The sequence below is a fragment of the Deltaproteobacteria bacterium genome, from assembly GCA_009692615.1.
GTDB lineage: Bacteria > Desulfobacterota > Binatia > UBA9968 > UBA9968 > DP-20.
Genome location: SHYW01000050.1, coordinates 1 through 19511 on the forward strand (window position 1 = coordinate 1; position 19511 = coordinate 19511).

A 19511-nucleotide genomic window follows, 5' to 3' on the forward strand; every position below is an offset into this window, starting at 1 on the left:
ATTTCCTTTGATTCATTTCTATCAATGTGTTTCTCTTTCATCGGCGTATCCTTTCTCTGCCTGCTTCAACAGGCAGCCTTTCGTTTTGATCGTATCGAAAGGGTACGCCACCTATTTTCTATTTCCACTCTTTTCGATAATAGCTCCGATGACATCGTTAATCATTCACTGCCTCATCGTTGCGGTTGAACGTTTATTTTTATCCTAATCGAAAGTCACGCTCTTGAGAATTTGCCGAAACAACGCTTTGCGCTCGTCGCCCGCGGCACTCGGATGGAGCCAAGTTATGCGGAACAGATCGAGAGTCGGATGATCGCGAATCGGGCCGAACATGAATGAATCTATTCGCGTGACAGTCTCCTTGGGAGTCGGGCCGGGGATTTGCACCTCGCGGATAAAGTGGCGCAGATCGTCGAACTCGATGATGAACTCTTCTTTCATGATCGCGTTGGGCGTGTCGGCTTTGAGACTTTCCCAGCTCGATCGGCCCGCTTCTTCGAGCGACACGCTCGGCAGCACGCGCTCGTGATGGACGATCACGTTGGACCAGAACTCGTCCACCGGGCTGCCGTCTTGGCCATTGGAGCTACCCATGACAAACAGCGCGTTGGGAAACTCGCTCACCACCCAGTGGGGCGGGATAATCAAATTGAAACTCGGCACCGGCCGGCAGGCTTCACTCGGATAGCTAAGCCAGAGAAATCCCGTGGTATCGATCTTGATGTTTTCCGATGGTAGTTTCATTGTGACCTCATTAAAACAAATTCTTGCTAGTGGTTTGTCCTGCTAACAACTTCCGACGGGTTGACGCCGGTTAGATTTGTTCGCGCGCCTCCGTTAGTTTTGCTCAAAATCGAAATCGACAGGTGGTGACTGCCGCAGTGACTTATCGTTGAACCACAGGATCGCATAGGCCCGCATAGAAAAGTTTCCCGGCGCGAGGTTGGCCGCGGAATAGGGTATTATTAGGGAGTGGACTCCGAGCTCATAGGGATCAAACGCAACCGAGAAATCGGTGGAAACCGCAAGATTCCCTGACGGAGTCTTATAACGATCCGTCTTGGAAGGAACAGGAGTATAGTTCCCGTTGTCTTCTAATGATTGAATATAGATCGCCAACTTGGCTTTAGATCAGGAGGCGCCCTGGAGTTGGCCGTTCACCCGGAAGATCCACCGCTGGCTAGCATCGTCGCGATTAACGGTTGGTTGCTGGAGCTGAGCCGAAGGCGCTTGAGCCGGCTGTGCCATCGCGTTACTGCGCGTCATTGCGACTGCTGTCAAGGCGATCGACGCCGCAAAGGCGCTGAGACGCAATATGCGATTTGTTTTCATCGAGGGAGTCCCGCTCTATTATCCTGGCGCAAAATTGAATTCGACAGGAGTCGAGCTCTCCAAAGATTTGTTGTTGATAAACACCTCCGCCCACCCCCTCAACTTATAGGTTCTCCCCGACCGCAGGTTGATCTCGGCATAGGGCAGTTCCACGGTGAGGACACCGAGCTCATAGGGATCGAAGTTTGCCGTAAAATAATTGTAACTGGCGAGATCGCCGTCGACAGAGTTATACTCGCTCCCCTTCTTGGCCCGTAAGGTAGTCCAAGTTTGATTGTTCTCGTACTGAAAAAAATAACCCAATACGGCCTCGCTGCCGCGCGCACCACGAAGTTGGCCGTTGACGCGTAAGGTGTATTTTTGATTGGCATCGTCATAGGTAAGCGTCGGTTGCTGCAGCGTTACACGACCCGCGCTGCTCTGCGCCGCGACCGTACTTTGGGCCGGCGTCGAATTGCCGTATGCCGGGGGCGGCAAGCCATCTCTCACAAATGGCAACGTACACGCCACGATATTGTTTGCATCGATGACGCTTAGACTTCCGGGCGTGGTGCCGATCGCGTACGTTCGCGGGGTGAGACTGTCGGCCAACGTTTGCAAGATTCCTAGCCAAACATTGTTGGAATTGTTCGAGGTTGTCGGGCCGGGATCGTAAGCATAGGTACACGTCAATTGCCCGCTGTTACCGGCGACATTCCCGGAGAATGCGGTTTGCCCCGCCCCGAAACAGGGATCTTCGGAGTTTTTTACGGCGGAGATCTGCTGGCCCCGATGGTTGATTTGCACAGTTAGCGAATAGGTGTCGCCTGACGGACACCGATACTCGCTGGTCCATTGTCCGCTCAGATTGGGACTCTGTGCCAGCGCATTGCTGCGGGTCAATACGAGTGCGGTCATGCCGATTAAGACTATGAACCTTATCGTGAGCAATGTGGGATTGGTTTTCATCGTTGTCCTCCTTATTTGTGAAATCAATTGTCTCAAATGAATAGAGGCGGTCCAATCTGCGATGCCCACAACTCATCGCAATCGAGGTTGGCGATTGCCATTGCAAATTTCATCCTCGGCGACTAAAAACAAAAGGCAGTACTCGCGGGAGTCAACTCCGCACTGAGCTACTGGCTTCAGATTTTTTTGTTAACGGAGCCCTAGGAATTACCCGGTTCCGGTAGGAGGCTTATATTCCCCAACCACGGCCAAAGAACCTTGGCAGGAAATAACCTTGCCTAGAGGTAAGACGATTCAGTTTCAATGGGTCGTGTCGAGCGGTAAATTCACGGCAGTCAACCTTGTTCAGTTGCACCAAACTCAGCGATGGCTTATAAAATTACAATCAATCGTCTTTTTCGCAAAGGATAGGGGAGCCAGGCGTGGAATTTCAGCGTATCAAACGGCTGCCGCCCTATGTCTTCAGCATCATCGATGGTATGAAGATGGAGGCGCGGCGTAGGGGTGAGGATATCGTCGACTTCGGCATGGGCAATCCCGATCTGCCCACACCGCCGCATGTGGTGGCGAAGCTGATCGAGGCGGCGTCCAAACCTGCCAATCATCGTTACTCGGTGTCGCGCGGGATTTTTAAATTGCGCGGCGCGATCGCCGATTGGTACAAGCGCCGCTATAACGTCGATATCGATCCCGACAGCGAGGCAATCGTCACCATCGGCGCCAAAGAAGGTTTGTCGCATCTCGCTTGGGCGACCATCGATCCCGGCGATGTCGTGCTTTGCCCGAGTCCGACATATCCGATTCATCAGTATGCCGTGATCCTCGCCGGCGGCGATCTGCGCTGCATTCCGCTCACCACCAGCGAAGAATTTTTCGGCAACTTGGATCAGGCGATCAAGCAGACTTGGCCCAAGCCGAAAATGTTGATCATCAGTTTTCCGCACAATCCGACTACTCAAGTAGTCGAGCTGGATTTTTTCGAAAGGGTGGTGAAAGCGGCTAAGGAGCATGACTTCATCGTCGTGCATGATCTGGCCTACGCCGATCTGACCTTCGACGGTTATCGGGCGCCGAGTTTTCTCCAGGCCGCGGGCGCCAAGGATGTCGGCGTGGAATTTTTCTCGCTGTCGAAGAGCTACAACATGCCGGGTTGGCGCGTCGGCTTTTGCGTCGGCAATAAGGAAATCATTCACGCCTTGGCGCGCATCAAGAGCTATCTCGACTACGGTATTTTTCAGCCGATTCAGATCGCCGCCATTCAAGCGCTCAACGGACCGCAGGATTGCGTCGAAGAGATTTGCGACATGTACCGCAAGCGGCGCGATTCGTTGCTCGACGGTCTCGACCGCGCCGGCTGGTATATTCCTCGGCCCAAGGGGACGATGTTCGTCTGGGCCGAGATTCCCGAGCCGGCGAAAAAGATGGGCTCGGTGGAGTTCGCCAAATATTTACTTCAAGAAGCCCAAGTCGCGGTGTCGCCGGGGATCGGCTTCGGCCAGTACGGCGACGAACATGTGCGCTTCGCGCTGATCGAAAACGAGCACCGCACCAAGCAGGCGGTGCGCAAAATCAAAAAGGCGCTCGTCAAATTATTAGACTAGCAAGAAGTCGGATTAAGAGATTACTGCCGCAAAGGCGCAAAGCTCGCAAAGTTCGGAATAGTACTCAACGAGATCACAAACATTCCCCGAAAACTTAGCGCCTTGGCGCCTTTGCGAGAGAATAATCCTAATTGATTTATGGCAACGGTTAATTCACGGCGGAAAGTCGGCGTCGGTTTGCTCGGCTCGGGAGTGGTCGGCGAGGCGATTCAAGATATTCTGTTTCAGCAAGTCGAGGAACGGAACGTCAAAGACGTCGACTTGGAGATCCGTAAGATTTACACCCGCTCGCCCAAAGGCAAGAAGTGGTTCGCCAAGCGCAAAGCTTTGTTCACCGCCAGCGCCGAAGAAGTGATCGATGACCCGAGCGTCGATATCGTCATCGAAGCGCTGGGCTTTCAGTCGAAGGCGCAGTTGCCGCAATTCCGCGACTACATTCTGCGCGCTTTCCGTAACGGCAAATCAGTGGTCACTTCAGACAAGGCCGTGCTGGCGCGCTACGGCAAAGAAATCTGGGCGGCGGCCAAGCAGAGCGGCCGGCAACTACGATTCGAAGCCTGCGTCGGCGGCGGCATTCCCGTTATCCGTTCGCTCAGCGAAAGCTTCGCGGTGGAACAACCGGAAGCGGTCTTCGGCATCGTCAACGGCACCTGCAATTATATTCTCTCGCAGATGGAAAAAAGCGGGAAGCCTTATGCCGAAGCGCTCAAAGAAGCGCAGCAAAAAGGCTACGCCGAAACCAATCCGGCATCCGACGTCAACGGCAGCGACGCCGAAGCGAAATTATTGCTGCTCAGCCGGGTCGCCTTCGGTTTAGAAATCACGCCGGGAAAAATCTGGCGCAAGGGCATTGAAGAAATTCAAGCCGTCGACTTTCGCTACGCCGAACGGATCGGTTCGAGCACCATCAAGCAACTGGCGGTCGCGCGTCGCGCCGGCCAAGCCGTGCAGGTTTTCGTTTCGCCGGTATTGGTCGGGCGGCAAAACTTTCTCGCCAGCGTGGATGGCGCGACCAATGCGATCTGTTTTGCCGGCAAAAGCAGCGGCGCCAGTCGCGGCGAGCGCGATTGCGATTACGTTCTCGTCGGACCGGGCGCCGGCGGCGGACCGACAGCGGTGGCGGTGCTCGGCGATGTTTGCGAGTTGGCGCGCGGCGAGCGCAATTTGTCGGGCATGCCGAGCTTGATCGCCCCCGGCACGCTGAAACTGCAACGGGAAGATGAACTCGACGTACCGTTCTACGTGCGCTTTGTGGTAAAGGATCGCTCTGGCATCGTCGGCGACATCGGCCGCACCTTCGGCAAACTCGGCGTCAATATTTCCGAGATCTGGCAGTTGCGTCACGTCGAAGATGAATTGAAAAGCTTGATGCAGAGTTATCGATTAAAGCAGAAAGCGCAGGAGATTTTGCCCTTCGTCATGACCTTGGAACGCACCACGCTGCGGCAAATGCGCAAGGCTCTGGATTCTCTGCACTCGCGAGATTATATCTTAGTCGATCCCGTGTGGTTTCCGATCTGGAGCGCAAAGTGAAGATAAGGATTCGGAATCGGAGAGATAGCCGCAGAGAACGCAAAGGACGCATAGAAATAAGATTCGGATTCCGGATGTCTCTCGCAAAGGCGCTAAGGCGCAAAGGTTTTAGGAAATAGTTTTTTTCCGAACTTGGCGTCTTTGCGTCTTGGCGAGAGAAATATCCGAGTCCGAGAAGTGGGAGTTAATTTTTTGAAGGCGGACTACGTAAAGTGAAATATATTATTTTGCAAGGCGACGGCATGGCGGACTATCCGATCGAAGAGCTTGGCGGCAAGACTCCGCTGGAAGCGGCGCGCACTCCCAACATGGACTGGCTCGCTCAGCGCGGCGTTTACGGTCTGGCGCATGTGATTCCCGACGGCTTTCCGCCCGGCAGCGATGTCGGCAACATGAGCATCATGGGTTACGACCCGGTGCTTTATCATACCGGCCGTTCGCCCTTGGAAGCGGCGAGCATGGGCGTGGCGCTGGGACCGACGGATATCGCCTTTCGCTGCAATCTCGTCACGCTCGGCGGCACGGGTGACGACACCGTGATGGAAGATTTCACCGCAGGCCATATCAGCACCGAAGAAGCGGCGGCGATCATCCGCGATCTGGGTGCCGAGCTGGGCGGCGACGGCATCGAATTTTTTCCCGGCGTGAGCTACCGCCACTTGATGGTGTGGCGCGACGGTCTGGAAAAAATGGCAACCACGCCGCCGCACGACATCACCGATCAGAAAACCGCCGGCTACATGCCCACGGGCGACGGCGCCGAGCGTTTATTGAATTTGATGGCCGCGTCGCAGTCGATCTTAGCGAGTCATCCGGTAAATCAGAAGCGGCGCGTCGAAGGCAAGCAGCAGGTGACGACCATTTGGCTTTGGGGGCAGGGGAGAGCGCCGCAGCTGCCGTCGTTGACCAAACGCTTCGGCATCAAGGGTGGCGTGATTTCGGCGGTCGATATCATTCACGGCCTCGGTGTTTACGCCGGTCTGGAACGCATTGACGTGCCCGGTATCACCGGCTTTCTCGACACCAATTTTGTCGGCAAGGGCGAATACGGCGTGGCCTCGCTGGAGAAAAATGATTTTGTCTTTATTCACGTCGAAGCCACCGACGAAGCCGGCCATATGGGCGATGTCAAAGCCAAGATTCAAGCCCTGGAAGATTTCGATGAGAAAGTCGTCGGCACGGTTTTGAAGGGCATGGGCGAACGAAAAGACTTTCGCATTCTCTTGATGCCCGATCATCCGACCGCTTGTGCTTTGAAAACTCACGTATCGGAGCCAGTGCCGTTCGTGCTCTATTCGCCGGCCGAGCTGCGCGACAACGGCGCGGTGGGTTACAATGAAAAAGACGCGGCGCAAACCGGTGTCGTCGCCAAACAAGCGTTTCGCCTGATGGAATCGCTGATCGAAGGGAGACCGACATGGACAGAAACCTAGCTCTAGAAGCGGTGCGAGTGACCGAAGCCGCCGCGCTCAATTGCGCGCGCTTGACCGGCTGCGGCGATGAGAAGGCCGCCGACCAAGCGGCCGTGGATGCCATGCGCAAAGCGTTCGATGCCTTGGCCATCGACGGCACGGTGGTGATCGGCGAAGGCGAACGCGACGAAGCGCCGATGCTCTACATCGGCGAGAAAGTCGGCTCAGGCGGACCCAAAGTCGACATCGCTCTCGATCCCTTGGAAGGCACGACCATCTGCGCCACCGGCGGGCCCAATGCTCTGGCGGTACTGGCGATGGCCGACGGCGGCAACTTGCTCCACTGTCCCGACACCTACATGTCGAAAATCGCCGTCGGACCCATCGGCCGCGGCGTCATCGACCTGGACAAATCGCCGACGCAAAATCTTAACGCTTTGGCGGAGGCCAAACGTTGTCGAGTTGAAGATTTAATGGTGATCATCCTCTCCCGGCCGCGCCATGAAGCGCTGATCCAAGAAGTGCGCAAAGCCGGCGCGCGCATTCGTCTGATCGGCGACGGCGATGTTTCCGCGGCTATTGCGACCACCAAGCCGGAAACCGGCATCGATCTACTGATCGGCATCGGCGGCGCACCGGAAGGCGTGTTGGCGGCGGCGGCGTTGCGTTGCGTCGGTGGCGAGTTTCAAGGCCGCTTGGCGCCGCGCAACAACGAAGAAATCGAGCGGGCGAAAAAGATGGGCGTCACCGACATCAAGAAGAAATTTAAAATCGAAGAGCTGGCCGCCGGCGACGTGATGTTCTCCGCCACCGGAGTGACCGACGGCGACTATTTGCAGGGCGTGCATTTCTTTCCCGGCGGCGCCACCACTCAGTCGGTGGTCATGCGCTCGAAGACCAAGACCATTAGAGTCGTCAACGCGACCCACTACTTCGACCATAAGCCGACTTATTGAGCACGGCGGAAGTTGCTTCGATAGGTTTAAGCTTTGGCCCAATCTGCCAATCCAAGTCGTGGACGGAAAAATTCGCGCGCCAGCGGCGCGTCGCGTAAACCGCGCCAGCGCCGCCGTTGGCTCCGAACGGTTCTGTTTTTTATTTTCTTTCCGCTGATCGTTTGGTTCCTGGCTTTTCTGATCTGGTTTTACTGGTACAATATCGTTTCGCTGTTTGGCGACAAGGAACCCAAGACCAAAGCCGTGCCGAGAATTGAAGCGATGCCGGAGCACCAGGAAAAATTGCCGCCGAGCAAAGCACCGGCGGAAAAAATCCTTGACGAAGATCGCCAGAAGCTCGAAGACATTCTCAAACGGCGCTGACACAAGATCATGAACTTTTGGCATACCATTCCCAAACCGATTATCGGCCTGTCGCCCATGGACGGCGTCACCGATGCGTCGTTTCGTTGGATCGCGGCGAAACATGGCGGGCCGGATATCACGGTCACGGAGTTCACCAACGTCGACGCGGCGATTCATGCGCCGCACACTTTGATCCGCGACTTCACTTACTCAGAACTTGAGCGGCCAATTATCGCGCAGATCTACGGCCACACGCCGGAACTGTTTTACAAAGCCGCCCATGTGGTCTGCGAGCTGGGCTTCGACGGCCTGGACATCAACATGGGCTGTCCGGCGAAGAATGTCGCGGCGTCAGGTAGCGGCGCGGCGTTGATTCGAACACCGGAATTGGCCAGGGAGATCGTCCGCGAGACTCAGCGCGGCATCGACGATTGGGTGGCGGGGCAGACTCTTGAGCAGCTGGGCTTACGCCAGAAGCTTCGCGAAACGGTTAAAACGTCTAACCAACAGCGTAGTGGTTTTGTCGCGCCAATCGTGCGCCGGTCGATTCCGCTATCGGTGAAAACCCGCATTGGCTATGACCGCATTGTCGTCGAGGATTGGATCGCCAATCTACTCGCGGAAAAGCCAGTGGCGATTTCGATCCATGGCCGGACGCTCAAACAAGGCTACAAAGGCGACGCCGATTGGGACGCTATCGCACGCGCTGTCGCAATCGCCAAGCCGGCGGGGACGCTGGTCTTGGGTAACGGCGATCTGCGCGACATGGGCGATGTCTATCGACGCGTGCGCGATAGCGGCGTCGACGGCGTTTTGCTCGGCCGCGCCGCCGAGGGCAATCCTTGGATCTTCAAAGCCAAGGACTATTTAAAGCAATGTCTACTGACATCGACGCCGCCAACGCCCGCCGAACCGATCGGCATGGCTGAGCGCTTCAGCGTTGTGGTTGAGCATGCGCGCCATTTTGAAAGCTACGTCCAGGAGCGCAGCTTCGTCAGCATGCGCAAACATCTGATTTGGTACTGCCGAGAGTTTCGCGGCGCGGCGGAATTACGAACTAAGATGGTCCGCGTCAACAAAGCCGCGGAAGTGATTCAATGTTTGCGCGACTACGAGAGCTGGCGCGATGCTCAAGCGGGGGATTCGGCGCCGACGCCATGGCCGGCGCCTGGCGATGCAACGCGTCCCGCTTCGGTCGTTTGATGACGCTGATTCTCGCATCCACTTCGCCGCGCCGGCGCCAAATCCTCGGCTTGCTTGGTTTGCCCTTCGACATCATCGCGCCACCATTCGAGGAAATACTCTCGCCATCTTTGTCCATCGCGGACGAAGTGCGCGCCTTCGCCCGCGGCAAAGCCGAGTCGGTCGCGCGCAGCCATCCGTCGGCGACGGTCATCGGCAGCGACACCATGATCGCCCTCGACGATGCCAAGCTCGGCAAACCCGCCAATCTGCTCGACGCCCGGCGCATGCTCCAAGCACTTACCGGGAAGAGCCATCGCATTTATACCGCGGTGACAATGATCGATCGCTCAAAAGTCGTGCTCGACATCGTCGAAGAAGTTTCGGTCAAGATGGCGCCCTTTAGCGAGAAAGAGATAGACATGTATCTCGCTTGCAACGAGTCCCTCGATAAAGCCGGCGCCTACTCGATCCAGGGCAGGGGCGCGGCCTTAATCGAGTCGATCAGCGGCGACTACCTAGCCGCGGTCGGCCTGCCGCTCAAACCGATCGCCGATTATCTTGCCAGCCGCGCCATTGCCTTTCCGCTCGATGTCGATCGACTTTACGCCGACAAATCCTTTCTCAACTGGCAGAATTTCTAGCAGCCACTTTTGTCGTCGCAATTCCTGGTCGCTGGCGAAATCTGGCCGAAGGCGACGAAATTTGTTCGACTGCAAGCTGTTTTTAAAAATCCATCTTCAATATTTTGACTACTTACGGCTGGTACGGGGCTTGCTCTCCAAAATGGGCGACCATGGCTACCAAGATGCCAAACACTTACTGCACGGTTGATCGTAACTGGCAATGGCCGGAAAATACCTGGTTTCGCGATCGCTTGAATGCTCTCAAAGCCCGCGAACTAGAGGAGCGGCGCCGACCTTCGGCACGCAGCGGCAACACGAATCTCGCCATTGCCGCGTTCACCGCAAAGGCTGAAACGCTTAAAGCAAGTTGAACTGCGTCGTGCAGACTTCCAAGAACACTGTGGCATTCTGTCATTGTGTCTCATTCCATCGCCGCTCCTGTCCTTGAATCCCCGCCAATTTCGCGACAATTGACGTCTCGTAGGTCTTGCCTCCAGCGGATAACCGACTACAATCGGCGCCAATTTGGTTCGCGTTTTAAGTTTCAAGTGTCATGGACGCACCCTGCGTAGACAACGATTATCTGCAAGATCACGTCATGCGATTGCTGGCGGGTCTGCGTCATTGGACGGGTCGAAATCTGGTCGACCCGATGCGCCCCGTCGCCGACCAAGCGCGTCAAATCTATTATGCCTCGTTCGCCGTTTTATCCCATGACATTAGCGCCGATCCGTTGCTCAACTACGCCAACCAAGCGGCGCTGACTCTTTTCGAATTGAGCTGGGAGGAACTCGTGATAACGCCATCGCGGCTTACGGCTGAAGCGATCGAGCGCGAGCAACGCGCACGTCTACTCGCCACAGTCGGCGCGCAAGGCTATATCGACGACTATCGCGGCGTGCGCATTTCGAAAAGCGGGCGGCGTTTCGAGATCGAGCGCGCCACGGTTTGGAACCTGTTCGATGAGCAGGGCGCGCACTACGGCCAAGCGGCGGCGTTTAGCGTGTGGCGAAGCTTGTGATTCGGATGATTGGCCGCAAAAAATGAAAAAATTAAATTTGACATATGTAGGGGCAAGGCGTGCCTTGCCCTCTCGAATTTACGCCTTGGCGGCAGATTTGTATATGTTTTTGGATTTTTTGCGGCCAACTCTCCGAATCCGATTTTTCTCTGTGAACATTGCGCCCTTTGTGGTTAACTCCTATTCCAAGAACGAATCCCACCATGGCTGAAATAAAATTCGTCGACACCACACTGCGCGATGGCCATCAGAGTTTATGGGCCGAAGGTCTGCGCACGGACATGATGCTGCCCATCGCCGAACCGATGGATCGCGCCGGGTTTGAGGCGATCGAGATCGTCGCGCCATCATTTTTCAAAAAGGCTTGCCGGGAATTTAAAGAAGATATTTGGCAGCGCATTCGTTCGGTGCGCCAGCGCATTACCCGGACGCCGCTGCGCGGTATTCGCAACCGCTATATGGCCGGTTTTCAAGTCACGCCGGCCTGCGCCTCCAAGCTCTGGCTCGAACGGCTGGCGGCCAACGGCTTGCGCCAGCTGCGCAGCTCCGATCCCTCCAACACCGTGGCCGTCTGGCGCGACATGGTGCAGAGCGCCAACGACGTGGGCTTGGAGACGATCATCAACCTGATTTTTTCCGAGTCGCCCAAACATACCGACGCTTACTACATAGCTCGGGCGCACGCAGCGGCGGCACTCAAGCCGTCGCGCGTCTGTCTTAAAGATCCAGGCGCGCTATTGACGCCGGAGCGTACCCGCGCCCTCGTGCCGGCGCTGCTGGAAGCGGTGGGAGACATACCATTGGAGTTTCACACCCACTGCATCACCGGCCTCGGACCGCTCTGTTGCCTGGAGGCGATTCAGCTTGGCGTGCGCTCGATCAACGCGGCGATCCCGCCGCTCGCCGATGGTTCATCCAACCCGTCGCTGTTCAACGTCGCCAAAAACGCCCGCGCCCTGGGCCATCGAACTATGATCGACGAGGCTGCGCTTCAACCCGTGGCCGAACATTTGCGCGCCATCGCCGCGCGGGAACATTTCCCGATCGGCGCGCCGCGCCAGTTCGACAGCGCCCACTATCGTCATCAAGTGCCGGGCGGGATGATCTCCAACTTTCGTTTTCAGCTGACCAAGCTGGGCATGGCCGAGCGCATGGGCGAAGTGCTCGAAGAAGTCGCACGGGTGCGCCAAGATCTCGGTTATCCGATCATGGTCACGCCCTATTCGCAGTTTGTCGGTGTCCAGGCTGCGGTGAACGTGATTCTTGGCGCCCGCTACCATGAAGTAAGCGATGAAATCATTCAATACGCCGGCGGCGTTTGGGGCGAGGAGGAGAGCGCTTGCGTCGAGGCAAATATCAAAGACAAGATTCTTAACCGGCCACGCGCCCGGGAGCTGGCTAATCAGCGGCCGTCAGAGGTCTCGTTGGTCGAGTTACGCGCGCAATTGGGTGGGCTCGGCGTGTCGGATGACGAACTGCTATTGCGCTATTTCGCCGGCAAGCAAGAAGTGGCCGCCATGAAAGCCGCGCCCACTGCGCCACAATCGTTGAGCGCGCGCCAGCCCTTGCTGGCATTGCTAGAAGAACTCGGTAAACGCAAACAGTGGCGGCACATTTCGATTCAACGCGGCAATGTGTCGATTCAAGCGCGCCGCGGCCGGGGAGTTTCAAAAAAGGAGATTTAAAGCTTGCGGTAGGTTATCGGCGATCAATGGCGCCAGCTGCGCTCGGAGCCGGCGCCCCTATGGGCTTCCGTGTTAGTGAACGAGCTTTCATTGTACATGCGCATGGCCATTTCCGTGAGAGTAGAGACTGCGTATTGTTCGATATTGAGCTGTCCGTCCTCGCCGCGGTATTCAAAGCGCATCAATTCCCGGTCGATTGAAGAAGGGACGCGAGATATCCGTAGTAGCGTGCCTTCCATATTTTCCACGTAGCGTCCAATGGCGCGGAGAATTTCCGACATCGCTGCGAAATCGACTAAGCCGAGACCGCTGCTGCCGTTCCCGCGGTCCCTGGCCGCGGCGCTATCTAACGCGGCGATTTCGTCATCGGAAAAAGTGGTTTCCCGCGAACCGTCATCGGGAAGATTCGGATCGTCGCATCGAAGGTAGTATTCCATGGGCGAGAGACGCAGTTCGAACAAGTTTATGCCGCGCCGTTTAAGCTCTTGCCCAATGATCCGTAGTGCCCGTGATTCGTTATAGCGCGCCGACATAAGGTTTCCTTTGTCGAAAGCGCTCGCGTTGGTCAACCCCCCCACCCGTCACTACCCGGTGATTGGCTTGTCCCTTAGCCGAGCACTCTGTCGGTGTCCGGGCAGAATGAATGTGATTCTCGACGGCTGCGACCAATCAATAGCGCCAGGATCTTTCGGCACTGCTAATGTTGGCGGCTGCCTTGCTTGTGCGCACACGTTCTTTGTACATCCGCGTGGCAGTTTCCGAGAGAGTGGCGAGCGTCAGCTCTTCGACGTGAACATGGCCCTCTGGTCCATGGTATTCCACGCGCATCATTTCCTGGTCGCTTTCCGAAATCAAATTCGATACCCGCAACAAAGTGCCGTCTTTGTTTTCGATGTAGCGGCCGATGGCGCGCAGTAATTCCGGTAGTGCGTCGAAGTTGACAAAGGTATGTTGGTTACCTCGAAGCGCCGCCACGGCGCGTTCCAACGATTCGAGATCGTCATTCGAGAGGGTGATTTCTACCATTCCGAGATAGGGCGGGTTGGGATCGCCGCATTGCAAATAATATTCTTTACGCCGGCAGCGCAGCTCGAACAAATCGATACCGCGCCGTTTCAGCTCTTGTCCGATAGTGCGAAGAGCTTTCGACTGACTATATCGCGCTGCCATGGGCTATCAACTATCGTGATCGAATTCATTGTTCAATCCCCCGCTTGGGTAGCGAATCGTTCCCCGATTGGGTCGGTTTGACGGCGCCCGCGCTTGCGCTTATACCCTAAGGCAAGCTTTTTTGAGGAGGAATTATGGCGAATGACTATCAAACACTCTTGGTGAGCAACGAGGGCGGTATCACCACGATTAAATTCAACCGGCCGGAGAAACGCAATGCCATGAGCCCGCAGCTGCACCGGGAAATGTTCCAGCTGCTGACCGAACTGCGCTATGACCCGCAAACCAAAGTCGTCGTGCTCACCGGCGCGGGAGACAATTTTTGCGCCGGCCAGGATTTGAAGCAATACGGTTTGGAAATGGAATCCCAGCCGGAGTGGGTGAAGGACGATATTCGCGACAAGGTGCGCAAATGGCGCACCGAACTGTTGCGCACCATGCCGCAACCGGTGATCGCGCGCATCGCCGGCTGGTGTCTGGGCGGCGCGCTGACGGTGACCGTTGGCTGCGATGTCGCGATCGCCGCGGAGGACGCCCAGTTTGGATTACCGGAAGTAAACTTCGGCCATTTCCCGGCGGGCGAGACCACGCCGATCTTGGCCAATTATCTCCAATCCAAGCACGGACTCTATTACGCGCTGTCCGGCAAAATGATGTCGGGGCGCGAAGCGGAACGCATCGGTTTGATTTCTAAAGCGGTGCCGCGCGCGCAGCTAGACCAGGAAGTAAATGAATATGCGCAATGCCTGGCGGAAAAAAGTCCGCTGGCGCTCAAGGCGGTCAAAGAATCTTGGCACCTGAGCACGGGCAGCTCAGCCGATGCCAGCTTTGCGATTTCCAATTTCATCTCGCAACGCATCGTCCGCGACAACGGTGGGCGGCCGGGACTGGAACAGTTCGTGCAGAAAAAGCTGCGGCCGGTTTCGGAAACTATGAAGCTGGACAAAAAATAGACGGAGATTGGCGATGATAAGCTTGTGGAGACGGGTTCTAACGATTGCGGCGCTTCTGCCAATGCTAAGCGCGCAAGCGTTTGCCCAGTCGGATTGGAAAAAAGAATGGGAGCGCACGGTTCAGGAGGCGAAGAAAGAAGCTTAGCTCGTGGTCGGCATTCCGGCCCGCCCGGAGCTGCGCAAAGAATTGGAAGCGCTGTTCAAAAGTAAGTTCGCCATCGACTTGGAAACGCTGCCGGCGCGCGGGCCGCAGAACGCCAGCCGCATCGCTGCCGAATCCGCCGCTGGGGTAAAATATTTTGACGTCTTCATCGGCGGCAGCGGCACTTACGAATCGTTGGTCGAGAGTGGCATCGCCGCGCCGCTGGCGCCGCTGATGCTCTTGCCGGAAGTGAAGGAGGCGAAAAATTGGTGGGGTGGCCATATCTGGGAAGATAATTTGAGCGGCAACCGATTTCTATATTCCTTTATCGCCGATGCCGGCACCGGCGGCTTTTGGTACAACCCGGAACAAGCCAAGGCGCAGGAGTTGCGCGAGTTGAACGATTTTCTCAATCCCAAATGGAAGGGTAGGATCGGCTTTCTCGATCCGCGCACGCCGGGCTCCGGTCAATCGATCTGGTCGTTTCTCTGGGACGTCAAAGGCGAAGCTTATCTAAAAAAACTCTTGCAGCAAGAAATGTTCATCGGCCGCGATCAACGTCAATTGGGCGACCCCCTGGCCAAAGGCAAACTCGCCTTCGCCCTCGGCGTGAGTTTCTACACATTGGAAGGTTTTCTCACTGCCAACTTGCCGGTGAAAGAAATTCCCGCACTCAAAGAGGGATTGCCGTCGAGCAACGGCTCCGGCGTCATCGGCGTAGTCAAAGACCCGCCCCATCCCAACGCCGCGCGCTTTTTCGTCAACTGGTTATTGTCGAAAGAAGGGCAGGAGCTGTACGTCAAGGTCATGCATCAATCGACCCGCCGCTTGGACGTGAACACCAAATGGCTGCAAGACCACAGCGTGCGCGCCGCCAAAGATGTCATGACCGTCGAGCAATACCACAAGGTGAGAAATCATTTGGAAGACAAGTACACCAAAGTGAGAATCCCCGCCGCGAAGTTCGCGGAGGAGGTGCTGCAGTAAGATTCGAATTTGTGTTGAGAGACTTCAGTTCGAATAGTGGCGTCCGAATTTCTACAACAATAGCCCGTCACGCAAAAACATCAACGCGTCTTGCTCCTCTCCGCCTAAAGTTGCGTTGCCGTGAAAAAACCGATTGTTAAGAGAGATTCGTTCCGTCCTCGTTAACTTATAACAGCTTCCGTGAATCGCCAGACGGTTTTGCGACTCAGGCATTCTGAGTCTTTCAAGGTTTATCTTATCGTACCCGAATCCAAGAAATACGATTCGATTAGCTTCGTTTGTACAAGCGTGAGCCCGGGTAAATTCAGAAACTTTTTCTATGTCCATATCTTCGTGGATGATTCTTATGTTCTCACTCGCTAATCGTATCTGCGTATCCCTCGACAGATTTGACTTTCCATATTTGAGATATTTGCCACCTTGCCACGGAAGTAATCCTAGATGGCCATGTAGGTGAATGATTGGAACATGTTCCAATAACCGCGCAGTTGTTTCATCAGAGAGTCCGTAGGAGCGTTTGAATGCAGTAAACAAAAAGTGTTCAAATGATCGGTCGTAGTTGTAGGTTACGACTGTAAGGGCGTTGTTCTGAAACTCGTCCGGCATCGCATTTAAGTGCTTGTAGAGATAAAAATACAAGTTGTCACCTTGGGTCTCGAATAACTCGTTATGCAATTCATATCTCGTTAGCTCTTGTGCAATAGCAACTTTGCCTATTTCAAGAAAACTAGGTCGGTGTTCGAGAAAGGCATCTACGGAATCTTTGCCAGACTCCCAGAACTCATTACGAAAATCTTCAATATCCTTGTCGTCAAACCCAATGTCGCGGAGTTCTTTGTACACTGCACTACCTGGGTCTAAGTTTCTAATAATATTGTTCCGTAGTTTGACACCCAAAGGGAACCCAAATGGGTGACTAGCACCGGCTCCAAAAACAAGAACAGTTGGAATGGTAATCATAGACAATGACTAGTGAGAATTAGGGCATCCGGATTTCCACGATTCCAGGAGAGGCTTGAGGGTCAGGACGGAGGCTTGAGGGTCAGACTTTTACATCACAACAATCTGAAAAGAAAGTCTGGAAGTAAAAGTCTGACCCCGCCCCCCAATGACGTTCATGTGACCCCAATGACATTCATGGCATTTGCTCCGGTGATCGAATTTCAAAGCCCTGTTACACTGTAAGATCATTGCTGGCCCCCAATAATTTCGATTAGACTCAACCCGTAACCTGGCGTCATGTAGCGATGAGACCGGAGTCGAGAAGGCTTCAGACAGCCATCCTGACCGGGTTTTTCTGGAAGTGGCTTTTCACTTCCTCGATATGCATCACATCGGCGTACTTGTGATGCATATCGAACAAGTTGACCTTGTGCGACAAGTGGCTTCGATCGAAGCAGCATTCTTCCACGACCACCACGTGATAGCCGTAGGAGTAGGCGTCGACCACCGAGGCGCGGACGCAGCCGCTCGTGCTTTCTCCGCAGACGATCAAGCTGTCGACCCCGAGACGCGTTAGATTTGCAACCAGAGCGGTGCCGAAGAACGCGCTCGCCCGCTGCTTGTAGACCACGATATCGCCCGGCTCGGGCTTGAAGTCGTCGCGGATCTTGAACGATTCTTTTTCGCCGCGGAACTTGTGCTTGGTCGCGTAGACACCCGCCGGATTCACTTCGTCGCGGGTCTCGCTGGTGGTGTAGATCACGGGCAGGCGCTTTGCCCGCGCCAGGGCGATCAGCTCCTGGATCGGCTTGATCGCGTTGTGGGCGTAGAGGCCACACGATTTCTTGTGCTCCTTCACCACCTCCGCCACGGGGGTCGGCCCGCCTTCGAACACGAGGTTGTAGAGATCGATGGCCAGCAACGCAGAATTCCGGCCGACGTAGGTTTCCCGGTTGTAAGATTTGTAGACCTCGCGGATCTCGTCGTCCATCAAATCCTTCCAGCAATGCTCCTCAAATGTCTTGTTCATCGTCGTCCTCCGATTGTTATTGCAGAAGCTTCTCCAGACGTTTCACCATCTGCGGCGAAGGCGCCATCACTTCCCGCGCCAACCGCTCCAGTTCAGGGCCGCTCTTGGCATTGATATCGAGGTTCAGCTTGCGCGCCTCGGCGAGGAACTCAAGATTTTTCATCGTTTTAGAGAAAGAGTCACGCAAAAGATCCAGGCGATCCTTCGGCAACCCCGGCGGCGCTACAAACGGCCTGCCGAAATCCGGCGCTCCCAAGACCACCTTCATAAACTCGAGATCCTCTTTGCCGATCTGCTGTTTTTGCGCCAGCTCCCAAACCGTCGGCACATCGGGCAACGCAGCATGCCTCTCCCTTCCACTATGAACCACCACCCGAATGAAGCCGGTCTTGACCCATGTTTTCAACGGCTCCGCGCTGAGAAGCGTGGTGATGCTGATTGAACGGCAGACCGCCTCGCCAATTTCGATAGCGAGGTTCATGGCTCCCGAACCTTGATAACCCAGCACCTGCTTGAATTTCGCGCCGAACACCTCGGTAAGAAGCCGGATGAACGCATAGTTCGGCGACCCCGCCGCGCTGTCAGCGCAGACCACGGGTTCCCGGGCCGCACTGATGTCATCCAGGCTTCGATGGCCGGAATCGCTCCGGACAAAAACGCTGATAATATTGGGCTGGTCCGTGCCGATCCAGCCGAACTTCACCCAGTCGAATTTGATCTCCGGTTTGGCGAGGAGCTGCGCCTGATAGAGTCCCGCAGCGATGAGGCCCAGGGTGAGCCCGTCGGGCTTTGCCACGCTGTAGACATAATTTGCCGCAATCGCTCCGGCGGCGCCGGGCATATTCTGGACCACGAACTGCGGGTTTCCGGGAATCTGCCTCGGCAGGTGCCGGGCCACAAGCCTGGCCAGCAGATCGCTGCCGCCGCCCGCCGTTCCGTAATCGACGATCCGAATGGTCTTGTCTTCATAAAACGGGCGAGCCTGGGCCCATGCGTTTAGAGTTTGTAAGATAACCGAGATGGTTGCACAGCAAAAAAGCAAGACCCACATATGGATAGTCTTTTTAAACGACCTTTTTCTATGACCGGAGCCATATCGCAGGACCGGGAGAGATGTCAATTCCTTATTCTGCTTGATAAAAAACCCACTGTTGTACCGGGCGGCTCGGCCGGAGAGCAGTCGGGAGGCACCCGAAAGGTTCGATATGGCGCCGCTCGCTCGAACTCAGAGCGAGCGGCGCCGTCGGCTTGCCCTGGCAAGCGGTTTTCGGCTCCTCAGATCGTTTGGAATAGATCGAATCGGCGAGCCGGGGCACGCGGCGGGGCGCGGGTCGGCAGGCCGAGATGGCTGAGGATCTTGTCGATCACCGGCGGATCTTCGATGGCCTGCCCTGAGCAGCCTGTCGAACGGGCAGCGATGATCTTCAAGCTGCCGCCGCAGTTCGGGCAGTGTTCGATGTCTAGGAACCTTGTCAGACTTGCCTAAGTCTACTAACTTTCTTTCTCATCATACCGATTCCGTTTTCGCTCTCCAGCTGGAGAGGCGCAGTCCATTTAAACCTTTGTACGAAGCAATCAAAGCACCGGCATGGCGCTCTTCACGACTTTTTTCTTAAGTTCGTCCTCGTAGTGTTTGCGCACGTAGG

At 55.7% G+C, this 19511-nt stretch carries 19 protein-coding genes; 12 read left to right on the plus strand and 7 right to left on the minus strand.

Annotation, left to right across the window (positions count from 1 at the left end):
* Positions 1 to 204: 204 nt before the first annotated feature.
* The gene (locus EXR70_13395) at positions 205 to 744 is read right to left on the minus strand and encodes a hypothetical protein (GenBank protein ID MSP39476.1); all 540 of its coding nucleotides are present in this window, start codon (positions 742 to 744) and stop codon (positions 205 to 207) included.
* A gap of 606 nt (positions 745 to 1350) precedes the next feature.
* A complete protein-coding gene (locus tag EXR70_13400) occupies positions 1351 to 2280 on the minus strand; it encodes a hypothetical protein (protein ID MSP39477.1) in 930 nt (309 codons plus the stop codon).
* 422 nt (positions 2281 to 2702) lie between these two features.
* Between EXR70_13400 and EXR70_13405 the strand changes: the two genes are divergently transcribed.
* From EXR70_13405 to EXR70_13450, 10 genes are all read left to right on the plus strand, one after another.
* Positions 2703 to 3881 (plus strand): alanine transaminase, encoded by a 1179-nt coding sequence (locus tag EXR70_13405; GenBank protein MSP39478.1) that lies wholly within the window; start codon positions 2703 to 2705, stop codon positions 3879 to 3881.
* 138 nt (positions 3882 to 4019) lie between these two features.
* Positions 4020 to 5414, plus strand: a complete 1395-nt coding sequence (locus EXR70_13410) for a homoserine dehydrogenase (protein MSP39479.1) — start codon at positions 4020 to 4022, stop codon at positions 5412 to 5414.
* Positions 5415 to 5626: 212 nt separating this feature from the next.
* A complete protein-coding gene (locus EXR70_13415) occupies positions 5627 to 6847 on the plus strand; it encodes a cofactor-independent phosphoglycerate mutase (GenBank protein ID MSP39480.1) in 1221 nt (406 codons plus the stop codon).
* Positions 6832 to 7782 carry a class II fructose-bisphosphatase gene (gene glpX / locus EXR70_13420; GenBank protein ID MSP39481.1) on the plus strand — a complete coding sequence of 317 codons (951 nt, stop codon included), beginning with the start codon at positions 6832 to 6834 and terminating at the stop codon, positions 7780 to 7782. Before EXR70_13415 ends, glpX begins: the two co-directional genes overlap by 16 nt.
* 33 nt (positions 7783 to 7815) lie before the next feature.
* Positions 7816 to 8145 carry a hypothetical protein gene (locus tag EXR70_13425; protein ID MSP39482.1) on the plus strand — a complete coding sequence of 110 codons (330 nt, stop codon included), beginning with the start codon at positions 7816 to 7818 and terminating at the stop codon, positions 8143 to 8145.
* A 9-nt stretch (positions 8146 to 8154) separates the two neighbouring features.
* Positions 8155 to 9330, plus strand: coding sequence for a tRNA-dihydrouridine synthase (locus EXR70_13430; GenBank protein MSP39483.1), 1176 nt, complete (start codon positions 8155 to 8157; stop codon positions 9328 to 9330).
* Positions 9225 to 9953, plus strand: coding sequence for a septum formation protein Maf (maf, locus tag EXR70_13435; GenBank protein MSP39484.1), 729 nt, complete (start codon positions 9225 to 9227; stop codon positions 9951 to 9953). The genes EXR70_13430 and maf overlap by 106 nt, the downstream gene beginning before the upstream one ends.
* A 152-nt stretch (positions 9954 to 10105) precedes the next feature.
* Positions 10106 to 10306 (plus strand): hypothetical protein, encoded by a 201-nt coding sequence (locus EXR70_13440; GenBank protein MSP39485.1) that lies wholly within the window; start codon positions 10106 to 10108, stop codon positions 10304 to 10306.
* A 182-nt stretch (positions 10307 to 10488) separates the two neighbouring features.
* Complete coding sequence (locus EXR70_13445; protein MSP39486.1) at positions 10489 to 10956, plus strand: MEKHLA domain-containing protein; 468 nt, start codon at positions 10489 to 10491, stop codon at positions 10954 to 10956.
* 203 nt (positions 10957 to 11159) lie between these two features.
* Positions 11160 to 12641: a hypothetical protein gene (locus tag EXR70_13450; GenBank protein MSP39487.1), complete on the plus strand. Its 1482-nt coding sequence runs from the start codon at positions 11160 to 11162 to the stop codon at positions 12639 to 12641.
* Positions 12642 to 12664: 23 nt separating this feature from the next.
* On the opposite strand, the gene EXR70_13455 is transcribed toward EXR70_13450, so the two are convergent.
* Together EXR70_13455 and EXR70_13460 are read right to left on the minus strand one after the other, a co-directional pair.
* On the minus strand, positions 12665 to 13174 hold the full coding sequence (locus tag EXR70_13455) for a hypothetical protein (GenBank protein ID MSP39488.1): 510 nt from the start codon (positions 13172 to 13174) through the stop codon (positions 12665 to 12667).
* A 136-nt stretch (positions 13175 to 13310) separates the two neighbouring features.
* Positions 13311 to 13811, minus strand: a complete 501-nt coding sequence (locus EXR70_13460; protein ID MSP39489.1) for a hypothetical protein — start codon at positions 13809 to 13811, stop codon at positions 13311 to 13313.
* Between the two features lie 134 nt (positions 13812 to 13945).
* Here EXR70_13460 and EXR70_13465 point away from each other — a divergent pair, with 134 nt between their 5' ends.
* Entirely contained in the window at positions 13946 to 14764 is an 819-nt protein-coding gene (locus EXR70_13465; GenBank protein MSP39490.1) for a p-hydroxycinnamoyl CoA hydratase/lyase, read from the plus strand.
* 148 nt (positions 14765 to 14912) lie between these two features.
* Positions 14913 to 15893 carry an extracellular solute-binding protein gene (locus EXR70_13470; GenBank protein MSP39491.1) on the plus strand — a complete coding sequence of 327 codons (981 nt, stop codon included), beginning with the start codon at positions 14913 to 14915 and terminating at the stop codon, positions 15891 to 15893.
* A 51-nt stretch (positions 15894 to 15944) separates the two neighbouring features.
* Here EXR70_13470 and EXR70_13475 read toward each other — a convergent pair whose 3' ends face one another.
* The 3 genes from EXR70_13475 to EXR70_13485 all read right to left on the minus strand — a co-directional run bounded on the left by EXR70_13475 (position 15945) and on the right by EXR70_13485 (position 18916).
* Positions 15945 to 16853: a hypothetical protein gene (locus EXR70_13475; protein MSP39492.1), complete on the minus strand. Its 909-nt coding sequence runs from the start codon at positions 16851 to 16853 to the stop codon at positions 15945 to 15947.
* A gap of 310 nt (positions 16854 to 17163) precedes the next feature.
* Positions 17164 to 17865, minus strand: coding sequence for an isochorismatase family protein (locus EXR70_13480; GenBank protein ID MSP39493.1), 702 nt, complete (start codon positions 17863 to 17865; stop codon positions 17164 to 17166).
* A gap of 16 nt (positions 17866 to 17881) precedes the next feature.
* Complete coding sequence (locus EXR70_13485; protein ID MSP39494.1) at positions 17882 to 18916, minus strand: hypothetical protein; 1035 nt, start codon at positions 18914 to 18916, stop codon at positions 17882 to 17884.
* Positions 18917 to 19511: the final 595 nt, after the last annotated feature.